The sequence below is a fragment of the Ruegeria spongiae genome, from assembly GCF_023502395.1.
Classification (GTDB): Bacteria; Pseudomonadota; Alphaproteobacteria; order Rhodobacterales; family Rhodobacteraceae; genus Ruegeria_C; species Ruegeria_C spongiae.
The window spans coordinates 171,454-188,356 of record NZ_JAMFMB010000003.1 but is presented as its reverse complement, the minus strand read 5'-3'; the positions used below and the strand labels follow the sequence as shown (position 1 = coordinate 188,356).

General features: G+C 61.2%; 15 protein-coding genes. 12 read left to right on the top strand and 3 right to left on the bottom strand.

The window, feature by feature from the left end; translation table 11 throughout:
* The first annotated feature begins 26 nt into the window (after nt 1–26).
* A complete protein-coding gene (locus tag M3P21_RS04045; RefSeq protein ID WP_249707038.1) occupies nt 27–1,133 on the top strand; it encodes a saccharopine dehydrogenase family protein in 1,107 nt (368 codons plus the stop codon).
* Between the two features lie 204 nt (nt 1,134–1,337).
* Here M3P21_RS04045 and M3P21_RS04040 read toward each other — a convergent pair whose 3' ends face one another.
* On the bottom strand, nt 1,338–2,042 hold the full coding sequence (locus M3P21_RS04040; protein WP_283780837.1) for a DUF6502 family protein: 705 nt from the start codon (nt 2,040–2,042) through the stop codon (nt 1,338–1,340).
* Between the two features lie 30 nt (nt 2,043–2,072).
* Between M3P21_RS04040 and M3P21_RS04035 the strand changes: the two genes are divergently transcribed.
* Nucleotides 2,073–2,684: a hypothetical protein gene (locus M3P21_RS04035; RefSeq protein ID WP_249707032.1), complete on the top strand. Its 612-nt coding sequence runs from the start codon at nt 2,073–2,075 to the stop codon at nt 2,682–2,684.
* Nucleotides 2,685–2,775: 91 nt separating this feature from the next.
* On the opposite strand, the gene M3P21_RS04030 is transcribed toward M3P21_RS04035, so the two are convergent.
* Nucleotides 2,776–3,834 (bottom strand): ABC transporter ATP-binding protein, encoded by a 1,059-nt coding sequence (locus M3P21_RS04030; protein WP_249707029.1) that lies wholly within the window; start codon nt 3,832–3,834, stop codon nt 2,776–2,778.
* Nucleotides 3,831–4,625, bottom strand: coding sequence for an IclR family transcriptional regulator (locus M3P21_RS04025; protein WP_249707027.1), 795 nt, complete (start codon nt 4,623–4,625; stop codon nt 3,831–3,833). Before M3P21_RS04025 ends, M3P21_RS04030 begins: the two co-directional genes overlap by 4 nt.
* A gap of 138 nt (nt 4,626–4,763) precedes the next feature.
* Here M3P21_RS04025 and M3P21_RS04020 point away from each other — a divergent pair, with 138 nt between their 5' ends.
* The 10 genes from M3P21_RS04020 to M3P21_RS03975 all read left to right on the top strand — a co-directional run bounded on the left by M3P21_RS04020 (nt 4,764) and on the right by M3P21_RS03975 (nt 16,818).
* Nucleotides 4,764–6,020 carry an ABC transporter substrate-binding protein gene (locus M3P21_RS04020; protein WP_249707024.1) on the top strand — a complete coding sequence of 419 codons (1,257 nt, stop codon included), beginning with the start codon at nt 4,764–4,766 and terminating at the stop codon, nt 6,018–6,020.
* Nucleotides 6,021–6,122: 102 nt separating this feature from the next.
* Nucleotides 6,123–7,055 carry a carbohydrate ABC transporter permease gene (locus tag M3P21_RS04015; protein ID WP_249707022.1) on the top strand — a complete coding sequence of 311 codons (933 nt, stop codon included), beginning with the start codon at nt 6,123–6,125 and terminating at the stop codon, nt 7,053–7,055.
* A gap of 3 nt (nt 7,056–7,058) precedes the next feature.
* Entirely contained in the window at nt 7,059–7,907 is an 849-nt protein-coding gene (locus tag M3P21_RS04010) for a carbohydrate ABC transporter permease (protein WP_249707020.1), read from the top strand.
* Nucleotides 7,907–9,994 (top strand): alpha-galactosidase, encoded by a 2,088-nt coding sequence (locus M3P21_RS04005; RefSeq protein ID WP_249707018.1) that lies wholly within the window; start codon nt 7,907–7,909, stop codon nt 9,992–9,994. Before M3P21_RS04010 ends, M3P21_RS04005 begins: the two co-directional genes overlap by 1 nt.
* Nucleotides 9,991–11,697, top strand: a complete 1,707-nt coding sequence (locus tag M3P21_RS04000; protein WP_249707017.1) for an IlvD/Edd family dehydratase — start codon at nt 9,991–9,993, stop codon at nt 11,695–11,697. The genes M3P21_RS04005 and M3P21_RS04000 overlap by 4 nt, the downstream gene beginning before the upstream one ends.
* An 82-nt stretch (nt 11,698–11,779) precedes the next feature.
* Nucleotides 11,780–12,544, top strand: a complete 765-nt coding sequence (locus M3P21_RS03995; protein ID WP_249707016.1) for an SDR family NAD(P)-dependent oxidoreductase — start codon at nt 11,780–11,782, stop codon at nt 12,542–12,544.
* Nucleotides 12,545–12,547: 3 nt separating this feature from the next.
* Nucleotides 12,548–13,441, top strand: a complete 894-nt coding sequence (locus M3P21_RS03990; protein ID WP_249707015.1) for a 2-dehydro-3-deoxygalactonokinase — start codon at nt 12,548–12,550, stop codon at nt 13,439–13,441.
* 1 nt (nt 13,442) lies between these two features.
* Nucleotides 13,443–14,045, top strand: a complete 603-nt coding sequence (locus M3P21_RS03985) for a 2-dehydro-3-deoxy-6-phosphogalactonate aldolase (protein ID WP_249707012.1) — start codon at nt 13,443–13,445, stop codon at nt 14,043–14,045.
* Nucleotides 14,045–14,905 carry an SMP-30/gluconolactonase/LRE family protein gene (locus tag M3P21_RS03980; RefSeq protein WP_249707010.1) on the top strand — a complete coding sequence of 287 codons (861 nt, stop codon included), beginning with the start codon at nt 14,045–14,047 and terminating at the stop codon, nt 14,903–14,905. Before M3P21_RS03985 ends, M3P21_RS03980 begins: the two co-directional genes overlap by 1 nt.
* Nucleotides 14,902–16,818 (top strand): beta-galactosidase, encoded by a 1,917-nt coding sequence (locus tag M3P21_RS03975; protein WP_249707009.1) that lies wholly within the window; start codon nt 14,902–14,904, stop codon nt 16,816–16,818. Before M3P21_RS03980 ends, M3P21_RS03975 begins: the two co-directional genes overlap by 4 nt.
* The last annotated feature ends 85 nt before the right edge of the window (nt 16,819–16,903 follow it).

Sequence of the window (16,903 nt, the reverse complement as noted above, 5' to 3'; positions counted from 1 at the left end):
TTAGGGAAGGAAACCGGAGGCATGCCATGCATTGGAACATCTGCATCGTTGGGGCGGGCAAAATTGGGCGGATGATCGCAACGCTGTTGACCGGGTCGCGCAATTATGCGGTCACCGTGGCCGATCGCGATCTGGCGGCCTTGGGCACGCTGAACCGGGCCGGGCTGCCAACCATGCAGATCGACGCCGACGATCCGAACGGGCTGGTCGAGGCGTTGCATGGCTTCGACGCGGTGATCTCGGCGGCGCCGTTCTTTCTGACCCCGGTGATTGCCGATGCGGCCAAACAGGCGGGCGCGCATTATTTCGACCTGACCGAAGATGTGGCAGCCACCCAGGCCGTGCGCGAACTGGCGCAGGGCAGTCAAACGGCGTTCATGCCGCAATGCGGTCTGGCGCCTGGCTTCGTGGGTATCGCGGGCGCGGCGTTGGCGGCGGAGTTCGATGAGTTGGACAGCCTGCATATGAGGGTTGGCGCGTTGCCGCTCTTCCCGACCAATGCGCTGAAATACAACCTGACCTGGTCGACGGACGGGTTGATCAATGAATATTGCAATCCCTGCGATGCCATCGTGAATGGCGCACGCGTCAAGACCGCACCGCTGGAAGATTATGAGTTGCTGGGCCATGACGGGGTGGAATATGAGTGTTTCAACACGTCTGGTGGGTTGGGCACTCTGCCGGAAACGCTGGAGGGACAGGCACGGGCAATCTCCTATCGCTCGATCCGCTATCCGGGGCATCGCGATATCCTGAAGCTGCTTCTGAACGATTTGGGGTTGGAACGGCGGCGCGATCTGCTGAAAGAAATCTTCGAGGCCGCCCTGCCGCGCACCGATCAGGATGTGGTGCTGGTCTACTGCACCGCCAAGGGGTTGAAGGACGGACAACTGCGCGAGCAGAGCTATATCAATAAGTCCTTCGCCCGCGAGATTGATGGGCGGGTCTGGAGCGCCATTCAGGTGACCACCGCCGCTGGCGTGCTGGGTGTGGTTGATTTGATGCGCACCGGCCAGTTGCCGCAATCAGGCTTCATCCGGCAGGAACAGGTGCCGCTGGGGGCGTTCCTGCAAACCGAGTTCGGGCAGCTTTACCGGGCGGGGGACGTGACACGTCAGAACGTGGCGGCGTGAATTCCGCGTTCCAGATTTTGCGCGTTGCAATCAGCCGGCGTGCTTGGTGAATTCCCCACTGTTGTAAGCATATGTCGTCTGGTCTTGTGTTTCATTGGTGCAACCGCCAGTATCCTCCGATACTTCCATCCCGCTCGCGATCTGAACAAGAGACATTGCTGCAAGCTGTAAGCGCAAGCAGAAGCGCCAAAGTCAAAAGGGTTCTCATTCATCTGTCTCCACATGGAAGTAACCACCGCCGCGAAAGCGCGCGGGTCCGTTTTCTCTGACTTGGTATTCTAGTGCTTTGGCGTTCACTTCCTGCAGCACTGGCCCCATGCGCGCGCGCCAGAGCTCTTCGAGGGCTCGGGCGGCCTCGATGCTTAACCCATCGTAGTGAACCGCCAGATCGTAGGCGGGTGGGTCGCCCAGAACATTGCCAACCGCAGTTGCAAGATGATCGCCAACATTTTGCCCCAGATAGCGAATCTGAGCATCCGATCCTTCAAGGGGTACATGCGCGTTTCTTAACAACCGTACCTTGGGGCCATCAATCGCAACTGTTCCAACTTCGATCAGCGCATCGAGCATTGATTTGGGGTGAACATCCTTGCGTATGGATTTGGCCAGAGCGTCAGACGAGGCGCTTGATCCATGTTGTGGCAATGGCGTACCGTCATAATTTGCAAGCCAAACCGCCACGAGCCGTGACAGTTGATCCGGTCGCTTAGTTTCCAGACTGTCTTGGCTTTCAAGCAAGCGCGCCACATCGCGCCGCTGCAACCCCGTCATCACACTCAATCTGCTGACGGTGACGTTGGCCCCGGCCAATTCGACCGCGACTTCAACGTATGCCCTTCGCAAACGCTCTGCCACGTCAGCAAACCGCAGCCCTTTGGCGATCGCAAGGCGCGCAAGCGGTCGAAACAAATGATCAAGTACATTTTTTAGGAGATCCCCATGTTCCGGTTTATTGTTATTGTCACAACGGTAGCGATTTCTGCCTGTTCGCCCGAAATGCAATATACGTCAGGCCGCGCCTACCTGGCCGCGACCGGCTTTGATGGGTCTGCTGTCGCAAGACACGCTGCTTACGAGCCAAATCTGAAGTTTCCCGCTCGGGTCGGTGTCGTTAGGCTGGTCTATGGGGAAGTCACAACTATGCCAGACAAGGAGCGCCGTTTGTACGCCGAAGGGTTACCTGATGCGCTCGGAAAACTTGTGCACTTGGGTCCACTGGAAGCACAATTGGCAAAACTCCAGCGGTTTGCACGGCTGGATCAAGCGGGCATCAGGCAACTGGCGGCATCTCGCCATCTAAGCTATGTTTTGGTGCTGTCCTTCGATCCTGGGAAGAACACCGCAGAGGCCCTCTTTCTGGATGTGGGTACCGGGTATCCCTATGCCAGCATCGAAACCGACGTACCAGGACGCGGCAGGACCAACTTCTGGGGCGGCCGCCTCAGAAATCAAAATCGTCTGGATAGAGCGACCCATGAGCTTGCGCGCAACCTGAAACCGAAACTTGAAGCCCTGGCGGCGGCGCTCATAGACGAGGCGGAGGTTGATTAAACCCGTATGTTCTTCGTGCTGCAAAAAACAGGGTCTCGCGTCAAGATCAATGAGACCATGATACGGGCCAGTGACCCGCGCCGATGCTGCCTCAACGCAGGCGCGTGCCGCTTTCGGCGTCGAACAGCATCGCCCGGTCGGGGCGCAGGATAAGGCTGACGCGGCTGCCTTCGGTGCTGCGTTCGTCATCGCGCTCCTCGACGATCAGCTTGTCGCCATTCGATGCGGTCAGGTAAACGTAGGACACGCCGCCAAGCGCCTCGGTCAGGTCCACCGAAAGCGCGTCTCCGTCGTGGTCCAGTCCGATATGTTCGGGGCGCAGCCCCAGCGTGACTTTGCTGGCCCCGGCCGGAATCGGCGCGGGCGGTTCAAGCGGGGCGGAGAGGGCCGGGTGTGTCAGCTTGCCATCGACCACGTCGCAGTCGAAGAAGTTCATCGAGGGCGAGCCGATGAAACCCGCGACGAACATGTTGTCGGGATTGCGGTACAGTTCCAACGGCGCGCCGACCTGTTCGATACGTCCGTCGCGCAGCACCACGATCTTGTCGGCCATGGTCATGGCTTCGACCTGATCGTGGGTCACATAGATCATCGTGGCACCGATTTCCTTGTGCAGACGGGCGATTTCCACCCGCATCTCGACCCGGAGTTCGGCATCCAGATTGGACAGAGGTTCATCAAACAGGAACACGTCAGGTCCGCGCACGATGGCGCGGCCGATGGCGACGCGCTGGCGCTGACCGCCCGACATCGCCTTGGGTTTGCGTTTCAGGTAGGGGCCAAGCTTCAGGATGTCCGAGGCTTCCTGCACCTTGCGGTCGATCTCAGCTTTGGCGACGCCATTCATCTTCAGGCCAAAGCCCATGTTTTCGGCCACGCTCATATGCGGATAAAGCGCATAGGTCTGGAATACCATCGCCACGCCGCGCTTTGCCGGGTCCAGATGGGTCACATCGCGTTGGCCGATGCGAATAGTGCCTTCGCTGGTCTCTTCGAGCCCGGCGATCATCCGAAGCAAGGTGGATTTGCCGCAACCCGAGGGGCCGACAAACACACAGAACTCGCCATCCTCGATCTGCAGGTCGACCCCATGGATCACCTGGGTTTGTCCATAGCGCTTGATTGCGCCTTCCAGCGTCACACCTGTCATGTCGCCATCGCCTCTTTGTGGAGTGTTTCGGGAAAGCGCCAGGCCTGTGCCTCGCGCCCGATATCGTCAGCGGCCTGCCGCACGCGTGGGGCCCATTTTTCGAGTGTTTTCAGGTCGGTCCGGCTGGTCGGCCCGGTGATCGACATCGCCCCCAGCATCCGATCGCCCGGGGTCAGGATGGGGGCGGCGATGCAGATGATGCCGGGTTCGTGTTCCTCACGGTCGAAGGCATAGCCGCGGGCGCGGATCGCGTCGAGTTCGGCGCGCAGCTCTGCCTCGGACCCCAGCGTATGGGGCGTGAAGCGGTGAAAGCTCTGCTGCTGGATCGCGCGGGTCAACGCGTCTTCGGGCAGGAAGGCCAGCATCGCCTTGCCGACCCCGGTACAATAGGCCGGACCGACCTTGCCGGCCTGCGAATACATCTCGACCGGGTCATCGGCGTTGCGCTTGTCGACATAGAGCACCTGGCTGGCATCGAGTTGCGCCAGATGTACGGTTTCACCCAGATCACGGCTGAGCGCATCCAGATGCGGTCGCGCGACGGGCGCCAGTGAACTTTGGGTCCAGGCGGCATGGGCCAGCCGCACCAGCCTGATACCCAGCGTGTAAGATTGCCGGTCGCTGTCGTAGCTGAGCATGCCCTGATTCGTGAGGGTCTGCAAAAACCGGTAAAGCGTGGCCTTGGGGAAGGGGCTGTGATCCAGCAATTCGCCAAAGCGCACAGGGCGATTGAACCCCGCGACAAGGTCCAGCACATCACATGCTTTTCCGACTGTTCCGTCCCCTGACATTGGGTGACGTCTCCTCCTGTTGTCCTGACCTTGCGCAGGATTATTGTTGACAACCCTAGCCGAAGTGATGTGTAGTTTTCAATATGTAAAACATGGTTTCAAATAATGGAACTAATTGGAAGCTACAGGGAGGACACCATGCATTCCATGACCAAGCGGACTCTTGCCGCTCTTGCAGCCTGCACGGCATTGTCGGCGCCGGCCTTGGCGCAGGTCAGCGGCGATCTGTCGATCTTTCTGGATACGTCGAACCCCGCGCCACGCGCGACGATGGAAGCCATGATCGAACGCTTTGGTGAGAAGAACCCGGACCTCAACATCGAGATCACGGTGATCGATCGCGAAGCATATAAGACCCAGATCCGCAACTTCCTGACCGCCAATGCGCCAGATGTGGCGACCTGGTATGCCGCCAACCGGATGAAGCCTTATGTTGATGCGGGCCTGTTCGACGATGTGTCGGACCTCTGGGCCGAGCCGATGTTCGCCGATGATCTGAAGTCCACCAAAGGTGCGATGACCATCGACGGCAAGCAGTGGGGCGTTCCCTATACCTACTACCAGTGGGGCGTTTATTACCGCAAAGACATCTTTGACGAGTTGGAGCTGAGCGCGCCGACCACCTGGGAGGAGGAAAAGGTCAATTGCGAGAAGATCGTCGCCTCGGGCCGCGCTTGCTACACGATCGGCACCAAGTTCCTGTGGACCGCCGGTGGCTGGTTCGACTATCTCAACATGCGCACCAACGGCTATGATTTCCACAATCAGCTGGCCAATGGCGAGATCAGCTGGGAGGACGACCGGGTCAAGCAGACTTTCGCGAACTGGAAAGAGCTGATCGACATGGGCGCCTTCATCGACAACCACCAGACCTATAGCTGGCAGGAGGCGTTACCGTTCATGGTCAATGGCGAGGCGGCCGCCTATCTGATGGGCAACTTTGCTGTGGCACCTCTGCGGGATGCGGGTCTGACCGACGATCAGTTGGATTTCTACCAGTTCGTTTCGATCAACCCGGATGTCGAACTGGCCGAGGACGCGCCCACCGACACGTTCCACATTCCCTCTGCGGCCAAGAACAAGGAAGCCGCGCGCGAATTCCTGCGTTTCGTGGCCTCACCCGAAGAGCAGACCATCATCAACGATGGCAAGAACCTCGGACAGTTGCCGGTAAACTCGAAGTCCAGCGTGGATGACGATAAGTTCCTGCAAAAGGGCTTTGTCATGCTGAGCGAGAACAGCCCCGGCGGCGTGGCCCAGTTCTGGGACCGCGATGCCCCGGCCGAAATGGCCAAAGTGTCGATGGAAGGCTTCCAGGAATTCATGGTCAAGCCAGATCAGGTTGACAAGATCCTGGCCAAGCTGGAACGCGCACGCGGGCGTATCTACAAATAACAAAATGCGGGTGGGGGTGACCCCACCTGACGCCTAAGACCGCGGCAGGGCGGGGCCTGTTCCCGCCGCCGCACCCCCTAAAGTCTGAAAGAGATGGCCGCCATGTCCGCCTCGACCGATATCATTGATTCCGAACCCGAAAGCTGGTTCCACCGCAATCAGCAAGCCATTGCACCCTGGTTGTTTCTGGCACCGGGTATTTTGTTCTTCGTCGTTTATGTGATCGCCCCGGTTTTTCAGTCCTTCAATCTGTCGCTTTATGAATGGGACGGGTTGGGGCAGGCGGAATATATCGGCATGCGCAATTACGAGGACCTGTATTATGAATGGGTCGATCGCGACGCGTTCTATACCTCGCTCAAGAACAACCTGATCTGGCTGGTGCTGTATCTTCTGGCGATCCCGGCGGGTCTGTTCATTGCGTTGCTGCTGAACCAGACGGTGTTTGGCATCCGGCTGTACAAATCGTTGTTTTTCTTCCCCTTCGTGATCAGCCAGGTTGTGGTCGGGCTGGTATTCACCTGGTTTTATGACCCGACCTTCGGGCTGCTGAACCAGATGCTGGGCGTGTTTGGCATGGGGCCGATCAACGTGCTGGGCAATGAGCATCTGGTGACCTATGGCATCATCGCAGCCGGGCTCTGGCCACAGACCGCCTATTGCATGATCCTCTACCTCACCGGCCTGAACGCGGTCGATCCCGAACAGATCGAGGCCGGGCGGCTGGACGGGGCCAAGGGTATCAAGATGCTGTGGTATATCGTGCTGCCGCAATTGCGGCCCGCCACATTCATCGCCTTTGTAGTGACGATCATCGGCGCACTCAGATCCTTCGACCTGATCTCAGTGATGACCCAGGGCGGACCGTTCGGATCGTCCCGGGTGCTGGCCTATTACATGTTCGAGGTGGCGTTGTCCGAATACGGTTTCCGCATGGGCTATGGCGCGGCGATCGCAGTGGTGCTGTTCATGATCATGATGTGCTTCATCACCTACTTCCTGTGGTCGATGTACCGCGAAGAGAAGGGGCATTGATCCATGTTTCCCACGCCGATTGAAAAACAGCCCAAAGCCGCTCAGATCACCTATAAGGCGCTGCTGCCCGTTGCCCTGTTGCTGTGGCTCGGGCCGCTGCTGGCAGTGGCGCTCTTCTCGGTCAAGCCGGATGCGGATTTCGTCAACGCCAACTACTGGGGGATGCCCAGCTCGTTCGAGTTTTTCCAGAACTACGGGCAGGTGTTCTTCAACAGCGACATGCCGCGCTACATGCTGAACTCGATCCTGATCACCGTGCCGACGGTGATCGGGGCGGTGGCGCTCAGCTCGATGACCGGCTTTGCGCTGGGGATCTACAAGTTCAAGTCGAACCTGTGGATCTTCTTCATGTTTGTTGCGGGCAACTTCGTGCCCTTCCAGATCCTGATGGTGCCGGTGCGCGATCTGACGCTGGATCTGGGGCTGTATAACACCAAGACCGGGCTGGTGCTGTTCCATATCGCCTTCCAAACCGGGTTCTGCACGCTCTTCATGCGCAATTTCATCAAGGCGCTGCCCTTTGCCCTGATCGAGGCAGCGCGGGTCGAGGGCATCAGCGAGATCAAGATTTTCTGGTATGTGGTGTTGCCGCTGATGAAACCGGCGCTGGCCGCACTCAGCGTGCTGATGTTCACCTTCATCTGGAACGATTACTTCTGGGCGGTGGTGCTGACGCAAGGGGCGGAAAGCCAGCCGGTCACGGCCGGGATCACCAGTTTCAACGCGCAGTTCCGCGCCGCCTATCACCTGATGAGCGCGGGCAGCATCGTGGCCGCATTGCCGCCGGTGGCGATGTTCTTCCTGATGCAGAAACATTTCATCGCGGGTCTCACCCTCGGAGCCGTCAAGTAATGATACGCACGTGGTCGCTGCATGATGAGCGGCAATCTCTGGTGCTCGCGGCAGACCGCGAGCGCCTGCCCGAGATCGTCTATTTCGGGCCACGCCTGCCCGAGGGCGAAAATGAGAAAACACTGTTCAAGGCCTACGGGCTGGACGTCACCGGGGGCATGCTGGACGCCAACCCCGAGCTGTCGATCTGCCCCGAGGCGACGCGCAGTTTTCCGGGCCAGCCGGGCCTGATTGTGCGCGATGGGGACGGCACACCACTGCTGCCCAAGTTCTGCTATGTGGGTGAAGAAGTCGATGACCAGCACATTGTCCTGACCTATCGGGACGAGGCACATCGCCTGACCTATGTGGCGCGGTTTTCGGTCGACCCCAAGACCCATATCATCGAGGCGCAGGCCACGTTGGAGGCAGACCGCCCGGTGCTGCTGCACTGGCTCAGTGCGCCGGTCTTTCCGGCGCCGCAATTGTCGGATGAGATGCTGGATTTCGCCGGGCGCTGGTGTGGTGAGTTTCAGATGAACCGCACCGCCTGGTCGCCGGGCATTCGCTACCGCGAGAACCGGACGGGCCGCACCGGGCACGAACACTTTCCCGGCCTGATCGTTCCGGTGCGCGGGGCGACGAATGCGCAAGGCCAGGCCTATGGATTCCACTATGGCTGGTCCGGCGGCCATCGGATGGTGGCCGAAGAACTGCCCGATGGCCGCCGCCAGATTCAGTTCGGGCATGCCGCGCGGATGGAACGGCAGGCGATGACCCGGTTCCAGAGTGCACCGCTTTATGCGGTGTTCTCCAATGACGGGATCAATGGCTGCGCGGTGGCCTTCCAGCGCCATCTGCGTGACCGGATCGTGGCCTTCCCCAAGCCGGATCGCGCTCGCCCGGTCCATTACAATTGCTGGGAGGCGGTCTATTTCAACCACAACCTGCCGGAGCTGAAGGACATCGCAGAGCGTGCCGCCAATCTGGGTTCCGAACGCTTCGTGCTGGATGACGGATGGTTCGGGCAGCGCGATGATGACACCTCATCGCTCAGCGATTGGGAGGTCGATCCACGCAAATACCCCGAGGGACTCGACCCGCTGATCAAACATGTCCATTCGCTGGGCATGACCTTTGGCATCTGGTTCGAACCCGAGATGATCAATCCCGACAGCTCGATCCACCGGGCGCATCCGGAATGGGCGCTGGGAGGTGAGGATCAAATTCTCGGTCGCCAGCAAAAGGCGCTGAACATGGCGCTGCCCGAGGTGCGCGAGTTTCTTTACGAGCGGATGGCGGCGATCCTGTCGGCCCATGACATCGACTATATCAAATGGGACCATAATCGCGTGCTGCCGATGCCGGACGCGGCGCAGACGCGCGGGTCTTATGCGCTGATCGACCGGCTGCGCGCCGATTTCCCGGATGTGGAAATCGAAAGCTGCGCCTCGGGCGGCGGGCGGATCGATTTCGGTATCCTCAAGCGCACCCAGCGAGTCTGGCTGAGCGACAGCAACGACGCGCTGGAGCGACTGCGCATTCAGCACAACGCGGCGATCTTCCTGCCGATGGCAGTGACGGGCAGCCATGTGGGTCCGCGCGTCTGCCATACCTCGGGCCGGGTGCTGGACATACGCTTCCGCGCCTGGGTCGCCGCCCAGCGGCATATGGGGTTCGAAATGGACCCGCGCGAGTTGACCGAGGAAGAGGCCGGGGTGCTGCGCGAGGTCACCGAGTGGTGGAAGGACAATCGTGACTGGCTTTACTACGCCGATATTCTGCGGCTCGACAGCCCCGATCCGGCGGTGCTGGCCGAGCAGCAACAAACCAGCGACGGCTCGCGCTTTGTCGTCTTTGTGGGCAAGGTCGATACCTCGGCCCAGATTGCACCGCGCCCCTTGCGTTTGACCCGTCTGGAGGCAGATGCGCAATATCGCGTATCGCTGCGCAAAACGGCCGAAGTGCCACCGACCCTGTCGCGCGGGCATCCGATCCTGAAGCAGGAACCCATGACCGTCAGCGGTCAATACCTGATGAGCCATGGCCTGACCCTGCCGTGGAGCTTCCCGCAGAGTATGTGGGTTATTGAAGGCAGCAAACTATGAGCGAGCGCCGCAATCGCACCTGGTATGGAATGCTGGACAAGGATGGCTTCATCCGCCGGAGCTGGATGAAGAACCAGGGCTTTCCTGACCATGTCTTTGACGGGCGGCCTGTCATCGGCATCTGCAATACTTGGTCGGAACTGACACCTCGCAATTCCGGTCTGCGCGATCTGGCCGAGGGGGTGAAACGTGGCGTTTGGGAAGCAGGCGGGTTTCCGGTCGAATTTCCGGTGATGAGCCTGGGCGAGACCCAGATGAAACCCACCGCAATGCTGTTCCGCAACCTGCTGTCGATGGATGTGGAAGAAAGCATTCGCGCCTATGGTATGGACGGCGTGGTGCTGTTGGGCGGTTGCGACAAGACCACGCCGGGGCAATTGATGGGCGCGGCCTCGGTCGATCTGCCGACGATCGTGGTCAGCGCCGGGCCGATGCTGAACGGCAAGTGGAAGGGCCGCGATCTGGGCTCGGGCACCGATGTGCGCAAGTTTGCCATGGACGTGAAGGCGGGGGATATGACGCTCAAGGACTTCATGGCCACCGAGTCCGGCATGAGCCGGTCCAAGGGTGTGTGCATGACCATGGGCACCGCCTCGACCATGTCTTCATTGACCGAAGCGATGGGGCTGGCCCTGCCGATGAACGGCTCGCTTCCGGCGGTTGATGCGCGCCGCATGGCGCTGGCACATATGACCGGCAAGCGCATCGTCGAGATGGTGGAGGAAGAGCTGAAACTGTCGGATGTTCTGACCAAAGAAAGCTTCGAGAATGCCATACTGGCCAATGCCGCCCTTGGCGGGTCGACGAATGCGGTCGTGCATCTGCTGGCGCTGGCAGGACGCGTCGGCGTTGATTTGACGATGGAGGATTTCGAGATCGGCGGAGAGATTCCGCTGCTGGTCAATTGCATGCCATCCGGCACCTATCTGATGGAAGATTTCTGTTACGCGGGCGGCGTACCGGTGGTTCTGAACGAACTCAGCCACAAATTGCGCCCCGCCAATACGGTTATGGGCAAGGATATCTCGCATTATTATGACGAGGCCGAATGTTATGATCGCAATGTCATCCATGCCTATGATGCGCCGCTGAAACCGGCGGTGGGCCTGCGCGTGCTGCGCGGCAATCTGGCCCCGAAAGGGGCGATTGTGAAACCCTCGGCGGCCAGCGATCATCTGCTGGAACATGAGGGCCCGGCCTATGTTTTTGAGACAATCGAAGAGCTGAAGGTCAATATCGACCGCGATGACCTGCCGGTGGATGAAAACACCGTGCTGGTGCTGAAACATTGCGGCCCCAAAGGCTATCCCGGCATGCCCGAGGTCGGTGATATGCCGGTCCCGGCCAAGCTGGTGAAACGCGGCGTGCGCGATATCGTACGGGTCAGCGATGCGCGCATGTCGGGCACCGCCTTTGGCACGGTCATCCTGCATGTCAGCCCCGAGGCGACGGCGGGCGGGCCTCTGGCACTGGTGCACACCGGCGACCGGATCAGGCTCTCGGTCGCGACCGGCGTGTTGGAGCTATTGGTGCCGGAGGCAGAGCTTGCGGCTCGCTGCGCAGATTGGACCCCACCCGCACCGCATTATACGCGCGGCTATGCGAAGATGTATGTCGATCACGTGCTACAGGCCGATCAGGGGGCTGATCTGGACTTTCTGGTCGGCAAGGACACCCGTCCGGTCACACGGGAGAGTCATTGATGCCGGGCGGGAGCAAGATTTTTAGGAAAATTCCGGGAAGAAAAATCGAGTGTTCCTCCTGGACAAGCAAAGAGGTGAGCGAATGACACAGGTGATACATCCCGATCTGAAAGGCGCGTCGGTCTATATCACCGGTGGTGGCTCGGGTCTCGGCGCGTCCTTGACTGATGGGTTTATGGGGCAGGGGGCCAATGTCGCCTTTATCGGACGCTCGGATGCGAGTGACTTCGTTGCCGAGATGCAGGGCAAACACGGGCGCGCGCCGCTGTTCCTGCAGGGCGACATCACCGATACCGACCAGTTGCTGGCGACCATGCGTCAGGCCGAGGCGGCCCATGGTCCGATCCGGGTGCTGGTCAACAATGCTGCCAACGACAAGCGCCATTCTTTGGAAGAGGCGACGCCCGAATTCTGGGACTGGATGCAGGCGATCAACCTCAAGGCCTATTACTTTGCCTGCAAGGAAGCCGCGCGGCAGATGCGAGGCACAGGCGGCTCGATCGTCAATTTCAGCTCGATCAGCTACATGATGGGCAATGCGGGCTATACCGCCTATACCACCGCCAATGCGGGTATCACCGGCATGACCCGTTCGCTCGCGCGCGAGCTGGGGCCGCAGAATATCCGCGTGAACGCCCTTGCACCCGGTTGGGTTCTGACCCAGAAGCAGCTCGATCAATGGGCCACCCCCGAAGGGCTGGAGGCCCATATGGAGCGGCAATGCCTGAAAGAGCATCTGACGCCGGATGACATGATCGGGCCGGTGCTGTATCTGGCCTCGGATGCCAGCCGGATGATGACAAGCCAGTGCATGGTCGTGGATGGCGGCGTTGTGGTGACGGGATAGGACATGAGCGTCAAAGCCGAATGGATCGCGGTTGACTGGGGCACCTCGCATTTGCGGGTCTGGGCCATGCAAGGGCAGCGCGCCGTGGCTGAGGCGCGCTCGGACAAGGGCATGGGCCGGCTGGCACGGTCCGGGTTTCAGGGCGCGCTGCTGGAACTGGTCGATGACTGGCTGGCTGAGGCACCTATCGACGTGATCGCCTGCGGCATGGTCGGCGCGCGCCAAGGCTGGGTCGAAGCGCCCTATGCAGCGGTCCCGGTTGCGCCGCTCTCGGGCGCGCCGATCCGGGTGCCGGATACCGATCCGCGTCTCCGGGCCTATGTGGTGCCGGGTCTGAAACAGGTCAAACCTGCCGATGTGATGCGCGGCGAGGAAACCCAGATCGCCGGGTTCCTGGCGCTGAACACCGATTGGGACGGGGTGATCTGCCTGCCCGGCACCCATTCGAAATGGGTGCATATCAGCGCGGGCGAAGTGGTGAGTTTCCAGACTTTCATGACCGGCGAGATGTTTGACCAGTTCTCGACGGTTTCGGTCCTGCGCCATTCTGTGGGCGAGGGCTGGGACGAGGACGCCTTTCGCGAGGCGGTTGAGATGACGCTGTCGCGGCCTGAAACCATGGCTGCGCGGCTCTTTGGTATTCGCGCCAGCGATCTGCTTGAGGCGGTCGAAGGATCGGTGGCGCGCGCGCGTCTTTCGGGCCTTTTGATCGGGGCGGAACTGGCGGCTGCGCGGTCCTATTGGCTGGGCCAGCAGATCGCCCTGATCGGTGCTTCGGGCATGTCGGCGATCTATGCCAAGGCGTTGGAATTACAGGGTGTCCCGGCAATCGTCGCGGACGGCCAGAGGATGACACTTGCCGGATTGAATGCGGCCCGGAAACTGCTGGAGCACTAAAATGGAACGAGCCATTATCGCCATCCTGCGCGGCCTTGACCCGCAGGATGCTGTCGCCATGAGTGAAGCGCTGATCGCCGCCGGAATCACCCGGATCGAGGTGCCGCTGAACTCGCCGAGCCCGTTGCAGAGCATCGCCGACATGGCGCGCGCCTGCGGCGACCGGGCGCTGATCGGGGCGGGCACGGTGCTGACGGTGGAGCAGGTCGAACAGGTGGCTGGCGCGGGCGGCAGGCTGATCGTGTCGCCCAATTGCGATACCGAAGTGATTGCGCGCAGCCGGGCGCTGGGGCTGGAAAGCTGGCCGGGTATCTTCACCCCGACCGAAGCCTTTGCCGCGCTCTGGGCCGGGGCCAGCGGGTTGAAGCTGTTTCCTGGCAATATGGCGGGACCTGGCGGGCTGAAGGCGATGCGCGCCATCCTGCCTGCAGGTACGCAAGTCTATGCCGTGGGCGGCGCGGGGCCGGAGAATTTCGGCGAGTGGTTCGCGGCGAGTGCTGACGGGTTCGGCATCGGTTCGGCCCTCTTCAAGCCGGGCATGTCGGTGGCAGATGTCAGCGCGCGCGCGGTGGGTATCGTGGCGGCGTATGACGAGGCCATCTGATGAGCAAGATCTTCGACGACCGCCCCTGTGAGCTGGGCGAGGGGCCGCTCTGGCATCCACAGCGCCAGCAGCTATTCTGGTTCGACATTCTCGGCAAGCGCCTGATGACGCGCGACGCGGATGGCGCGCGGGATTGGCAGTTTGACGAACATGTCTCGGCCGCAGGCTGGGTGGATCGCGAGACGCTGCTGATTGCGTCCGAGACCGGCCTCTGGCACTTCGATCTGCAAAATGGCAAGCGCGATCTGGTGGTGGCACTAGAGGCAGAGAACGCGGTCACACGCTCAAATGACGGGCGGGCGGATCCCTGGGGCGGGTTCTGGATCGGAACGATGGGCAAACAGGCCGAGCGGGGTGCCGGTGCGATCTATCGCCTTTATCGGGGCGAGTTGCGACAACTGGTGCCGGATGTCACCATCTCGAACGCGATCTGTTTCGCGCCGGACCGTCGCTGCGCGTATTACACGGATTCCAAAACCGGACAGGTGAAGCGCCAGCCACTGGAGGCGCAAACCGGCTGGCCCGAGGGCGACCCACATGTGTTTCTCGACCTGCGGGTTGATGGGCTGAACCCCGATGGAGCTGTGGTGGATCAGGGTGGCAATGTCTGGATCGCGCAATGGGGTGCGAACCGTGTGGCGGCCTATTCGCCTTTGGGCACCTTCCTGAAAGCGGTGCGCTTTGGTGGGCGGCACACCTCCTGCCCGGCTTTTGGCGGAGCGGATTTTCGCGATCTCTACTGCACCACTGCGCGGCAGGGGATCGGCGCAGACAGGCTGCGGGCCGAGCCGGAAAATGGGATGACCTTTGTGGCGCGTGGCGCTGGCAAAGGCCGCGCTGAGCATCAGGTGATCCTATGAGACCGGAACTGGGCGTCTGTTATTACCCCGAACACTGGCCCGAGGCGGGGTGGGCGGATGACGCCGCCCGCATGGCCCGGATAGGCCTGACCTGGGTGCGCATCGGCGAGTTCGCTTGGGGTCGGATAGAACCGGTTCCGGGGCAAGTGCAGCTTGGCTGGCTGGACCGCGCCATTGAGGTGTTGGGGGCGGCAGGACTCAAGGTGGTGTTGGGCACGCCCACGGCGACACCGCCGCGCTGGATGATCGACCGGCATCCGGACATGTTGGCCGTGGATGCCGAGGGCAAGCCGCGCAAGTTCGGCTCGCGGCGGCACTATTGCTTCAGCCATCCCGGGTATCTTGATGAATGTGTGCGGATCACCGACATCCTCGCGCAGCGTTATGCGCACAACCCCCATGTGGCGGCATGGCAGATCGACAACGAATATGGCTGTCATGACTCTGTGCTGAGCTATAGCGAGGCTGCGCGGCAAGGGTTCCGGGATTGGCTGGCCGCGCGGTACGGCGATATTGCGACGTTGAACCGTGCCTGGGGCAATGTGTTCTGGTCGATGGAATACGGCTCCTTTGATCAGGTCGACCTGCCCAACCTCACCGTGACCGACCCGAACCCGTCGCATGTGCTGGCCTTCCGCCGCTATAGCTCGGATCAGGTGGTGCGGTTCAACCGGGCGCAGGCCAAGGTGCTGAAGGCCCATACAGACGCGCCGCTGATCCACAACTATATGGGCCGGGTACTGGAGTACGATCATTTCGAAGTTGGCGACGATCTGGATATCGCCAGTTGGGACAGCTATCCGATCGGGTTCCTTTCCGATCGGCTGGACGAAACGGCAGCGCATAAACTGGCCTTCCTGCAACAGGGCGATCCCGACATGCAGGCGATGCACCACGACCTCTACCGCGCGGTCGGGCGTGGGCGCTGGTGGGTGATGGAACAGCAACCCGGACCGGTGAATTGGGCGCCCTACAACCCTGCGCCGCTACCGGGGATGGTCCGGCTCTGGTCGCTGGAGGCGGTGGCACACGGAGCCGAGGTGGTCAGCTATTTCCGCTGGCGACAGGCACCCTTCGGGCAGGAGCAATACCACGCGGGACTGTTGCAGCCGGATGGGCGAGACGCGGTCGGGGCGGATGAGGCGGTGCAGGTGGTCGATGATCTGGCAAAGCTGGGAGACTTGACGCAAGCGCAGGCACGGGTGGCAATCTTGTTCGACTACCCGTCGGATTGGGCCTGGGCGACGCAACCGCAGGGGGCGGGGTTCAGCTATTTCAACCTGATCCTTTCGGCTTACAAGGCACTGCGGCGGGCCGGGCTGTCGGTTGATTTCCTACCTTCGCGGCAGCGTGCGTTCAGCGGCTATGACCTGATCCTCGCCCCCGGTCTGGCGGTTCTGCCACCCGACCTGAGCGCGGCGCTCAACGCTTCGGGCGCGCAGGTGGTCTTGGGGCCGCGCAGCGGAGCGATCAACGATGACTACCAAATACCGGATGCGGGCCGTCCCGGTGTGCCGGGTCTGGACGTGCATGTCGATCTGGTCGAGTCGCTGCCGCCCGATCATACCCGCGCGGTTTCTGGCGGCGGGCAGGTGATCCACTGGCAGGAGCAGTTGAGCGGTGAGGCCGAGGTGCTGCTGCAGACCGAAGCGGGCGCGCCGGTGCAGATGGGCGGTGATGGGCTCAGCTATATCGGGGCTTACCCCGATGAGATGCTCTGGGACCGGATTGTGGCGGCGGCGGCTGAGCGCGCGGGGCTTGCTGTTACGCGATTGCCCGAGGGTCTGCGGCTGCGTGATATGGGCGCGCATCGTTTTGTGGTGAACTACAGCGCCCATGCGGTGGACTGGAACGGTGCGCGGCTTGAGCCCTGCGGAGTGGCGGTCTGGAAGGATGGCGCGCGGGTCTTTTGAGCTGATCGACAGGCGATATTGACCGGTGGGCGCTGATCGCTCATCCTCACGGGCATTATTCCCCTCGCGCGTCCCATGGGCCGTG

Coding starts and splice junctions, on each gene's coding strand:
- M3P21_RS04045 (WP_249707038.1), top strand. CDS start 27: ATGCATTGGAACATCTGCATCGTTGGGGCGGGCAAAATTGGGCGGATG.
- M3P21_RS04035 (WP_249707032.1), top strand. CDS start 2,073: ATGTTCCGGTTTATTGTTATTGTCACAACGGTAGCGATTTCTGCCTGT.
- M3P21_RS04030 (WP_249707029.1), bottom strand. CDS start 3,834: ATGACAGGTGTGACGCTGGAAGGCGCAATCAAGCGCTATGGACAAACC.
- M3P21_RS04025 (WP_249707027.1), bottom strand. CDS start 4,625: ATGTCAGGGGACGGAACAGTCGGAAAAGCATGTGATGTGCTGGACCTT.
- M3P21_RS04020 (WP_249707024.1), top strand. CDS start 4,764: ATGCATTCCATGACCAAGCGGACTCTTGCCGCTCTTGCAGCCTGCACG.
- M3P21_RS04015 (WP_249707022.1), top strand. CDS start 6,123: ATGTCCGCCTCGACCGATATCATTGATTCCGAACCCGAAAGCTGGTTC.
- M3P21_RS04010 (WP_249707020.1), top strand. CDS start 7,059: ATGTTTCCCACGCCGATTGAAAAACAGCCCAAAGCCGCTCAGATCACC.
- M3P21_RS04005 (WP_249707018.1), top strand. CDS start 7,907: ATGATACGCACGTGGTCGCTGCATGATGAGCGGCAATCTCTGGTGCTC.
- M3P21_RS04000 (WP_249707017.1), top strand. CDS start 9,991: ATGAGCGAGCGCCGCAATCGCACCTGGTATGGAATGCTGGACAAGGAT.
- M3P21_RS03995 (WP_249707016.1), top strand. CDS start 11,780: ATGACACAGGTGATACATCCCGATCTGAAAGGCGCGTCGGTCTATATC.
- M3P21_RS03990 (WP_249707015.1), top strand. CDS start 12,548: ATGAGCGTCAAAGCCGAATGGATCGCGGTTGACTGGGGCACCTCGCAT.
- M3P21_RS03985 (WP_249707012.1), top strand. CDS start 13,443: ATGGAACGAGCCATTATCGCCATCCTGCGCGGCCTTGACCCGCAGGAT.
- M3P21_RS03980 (WP_249707010.1), top strand. CDS start 14,045: ATGAGCAAGATCTTCGACGACCGCCCCTGTGAGCTGGGCGAGGGGCCG.
- M3P21_RS03975 (WP_249707009.1), top strand. CDS start 14,902: ATGAGACCGGAACTGGGCGTCTGTTATTACCCCGAACACTGGCCCGAG.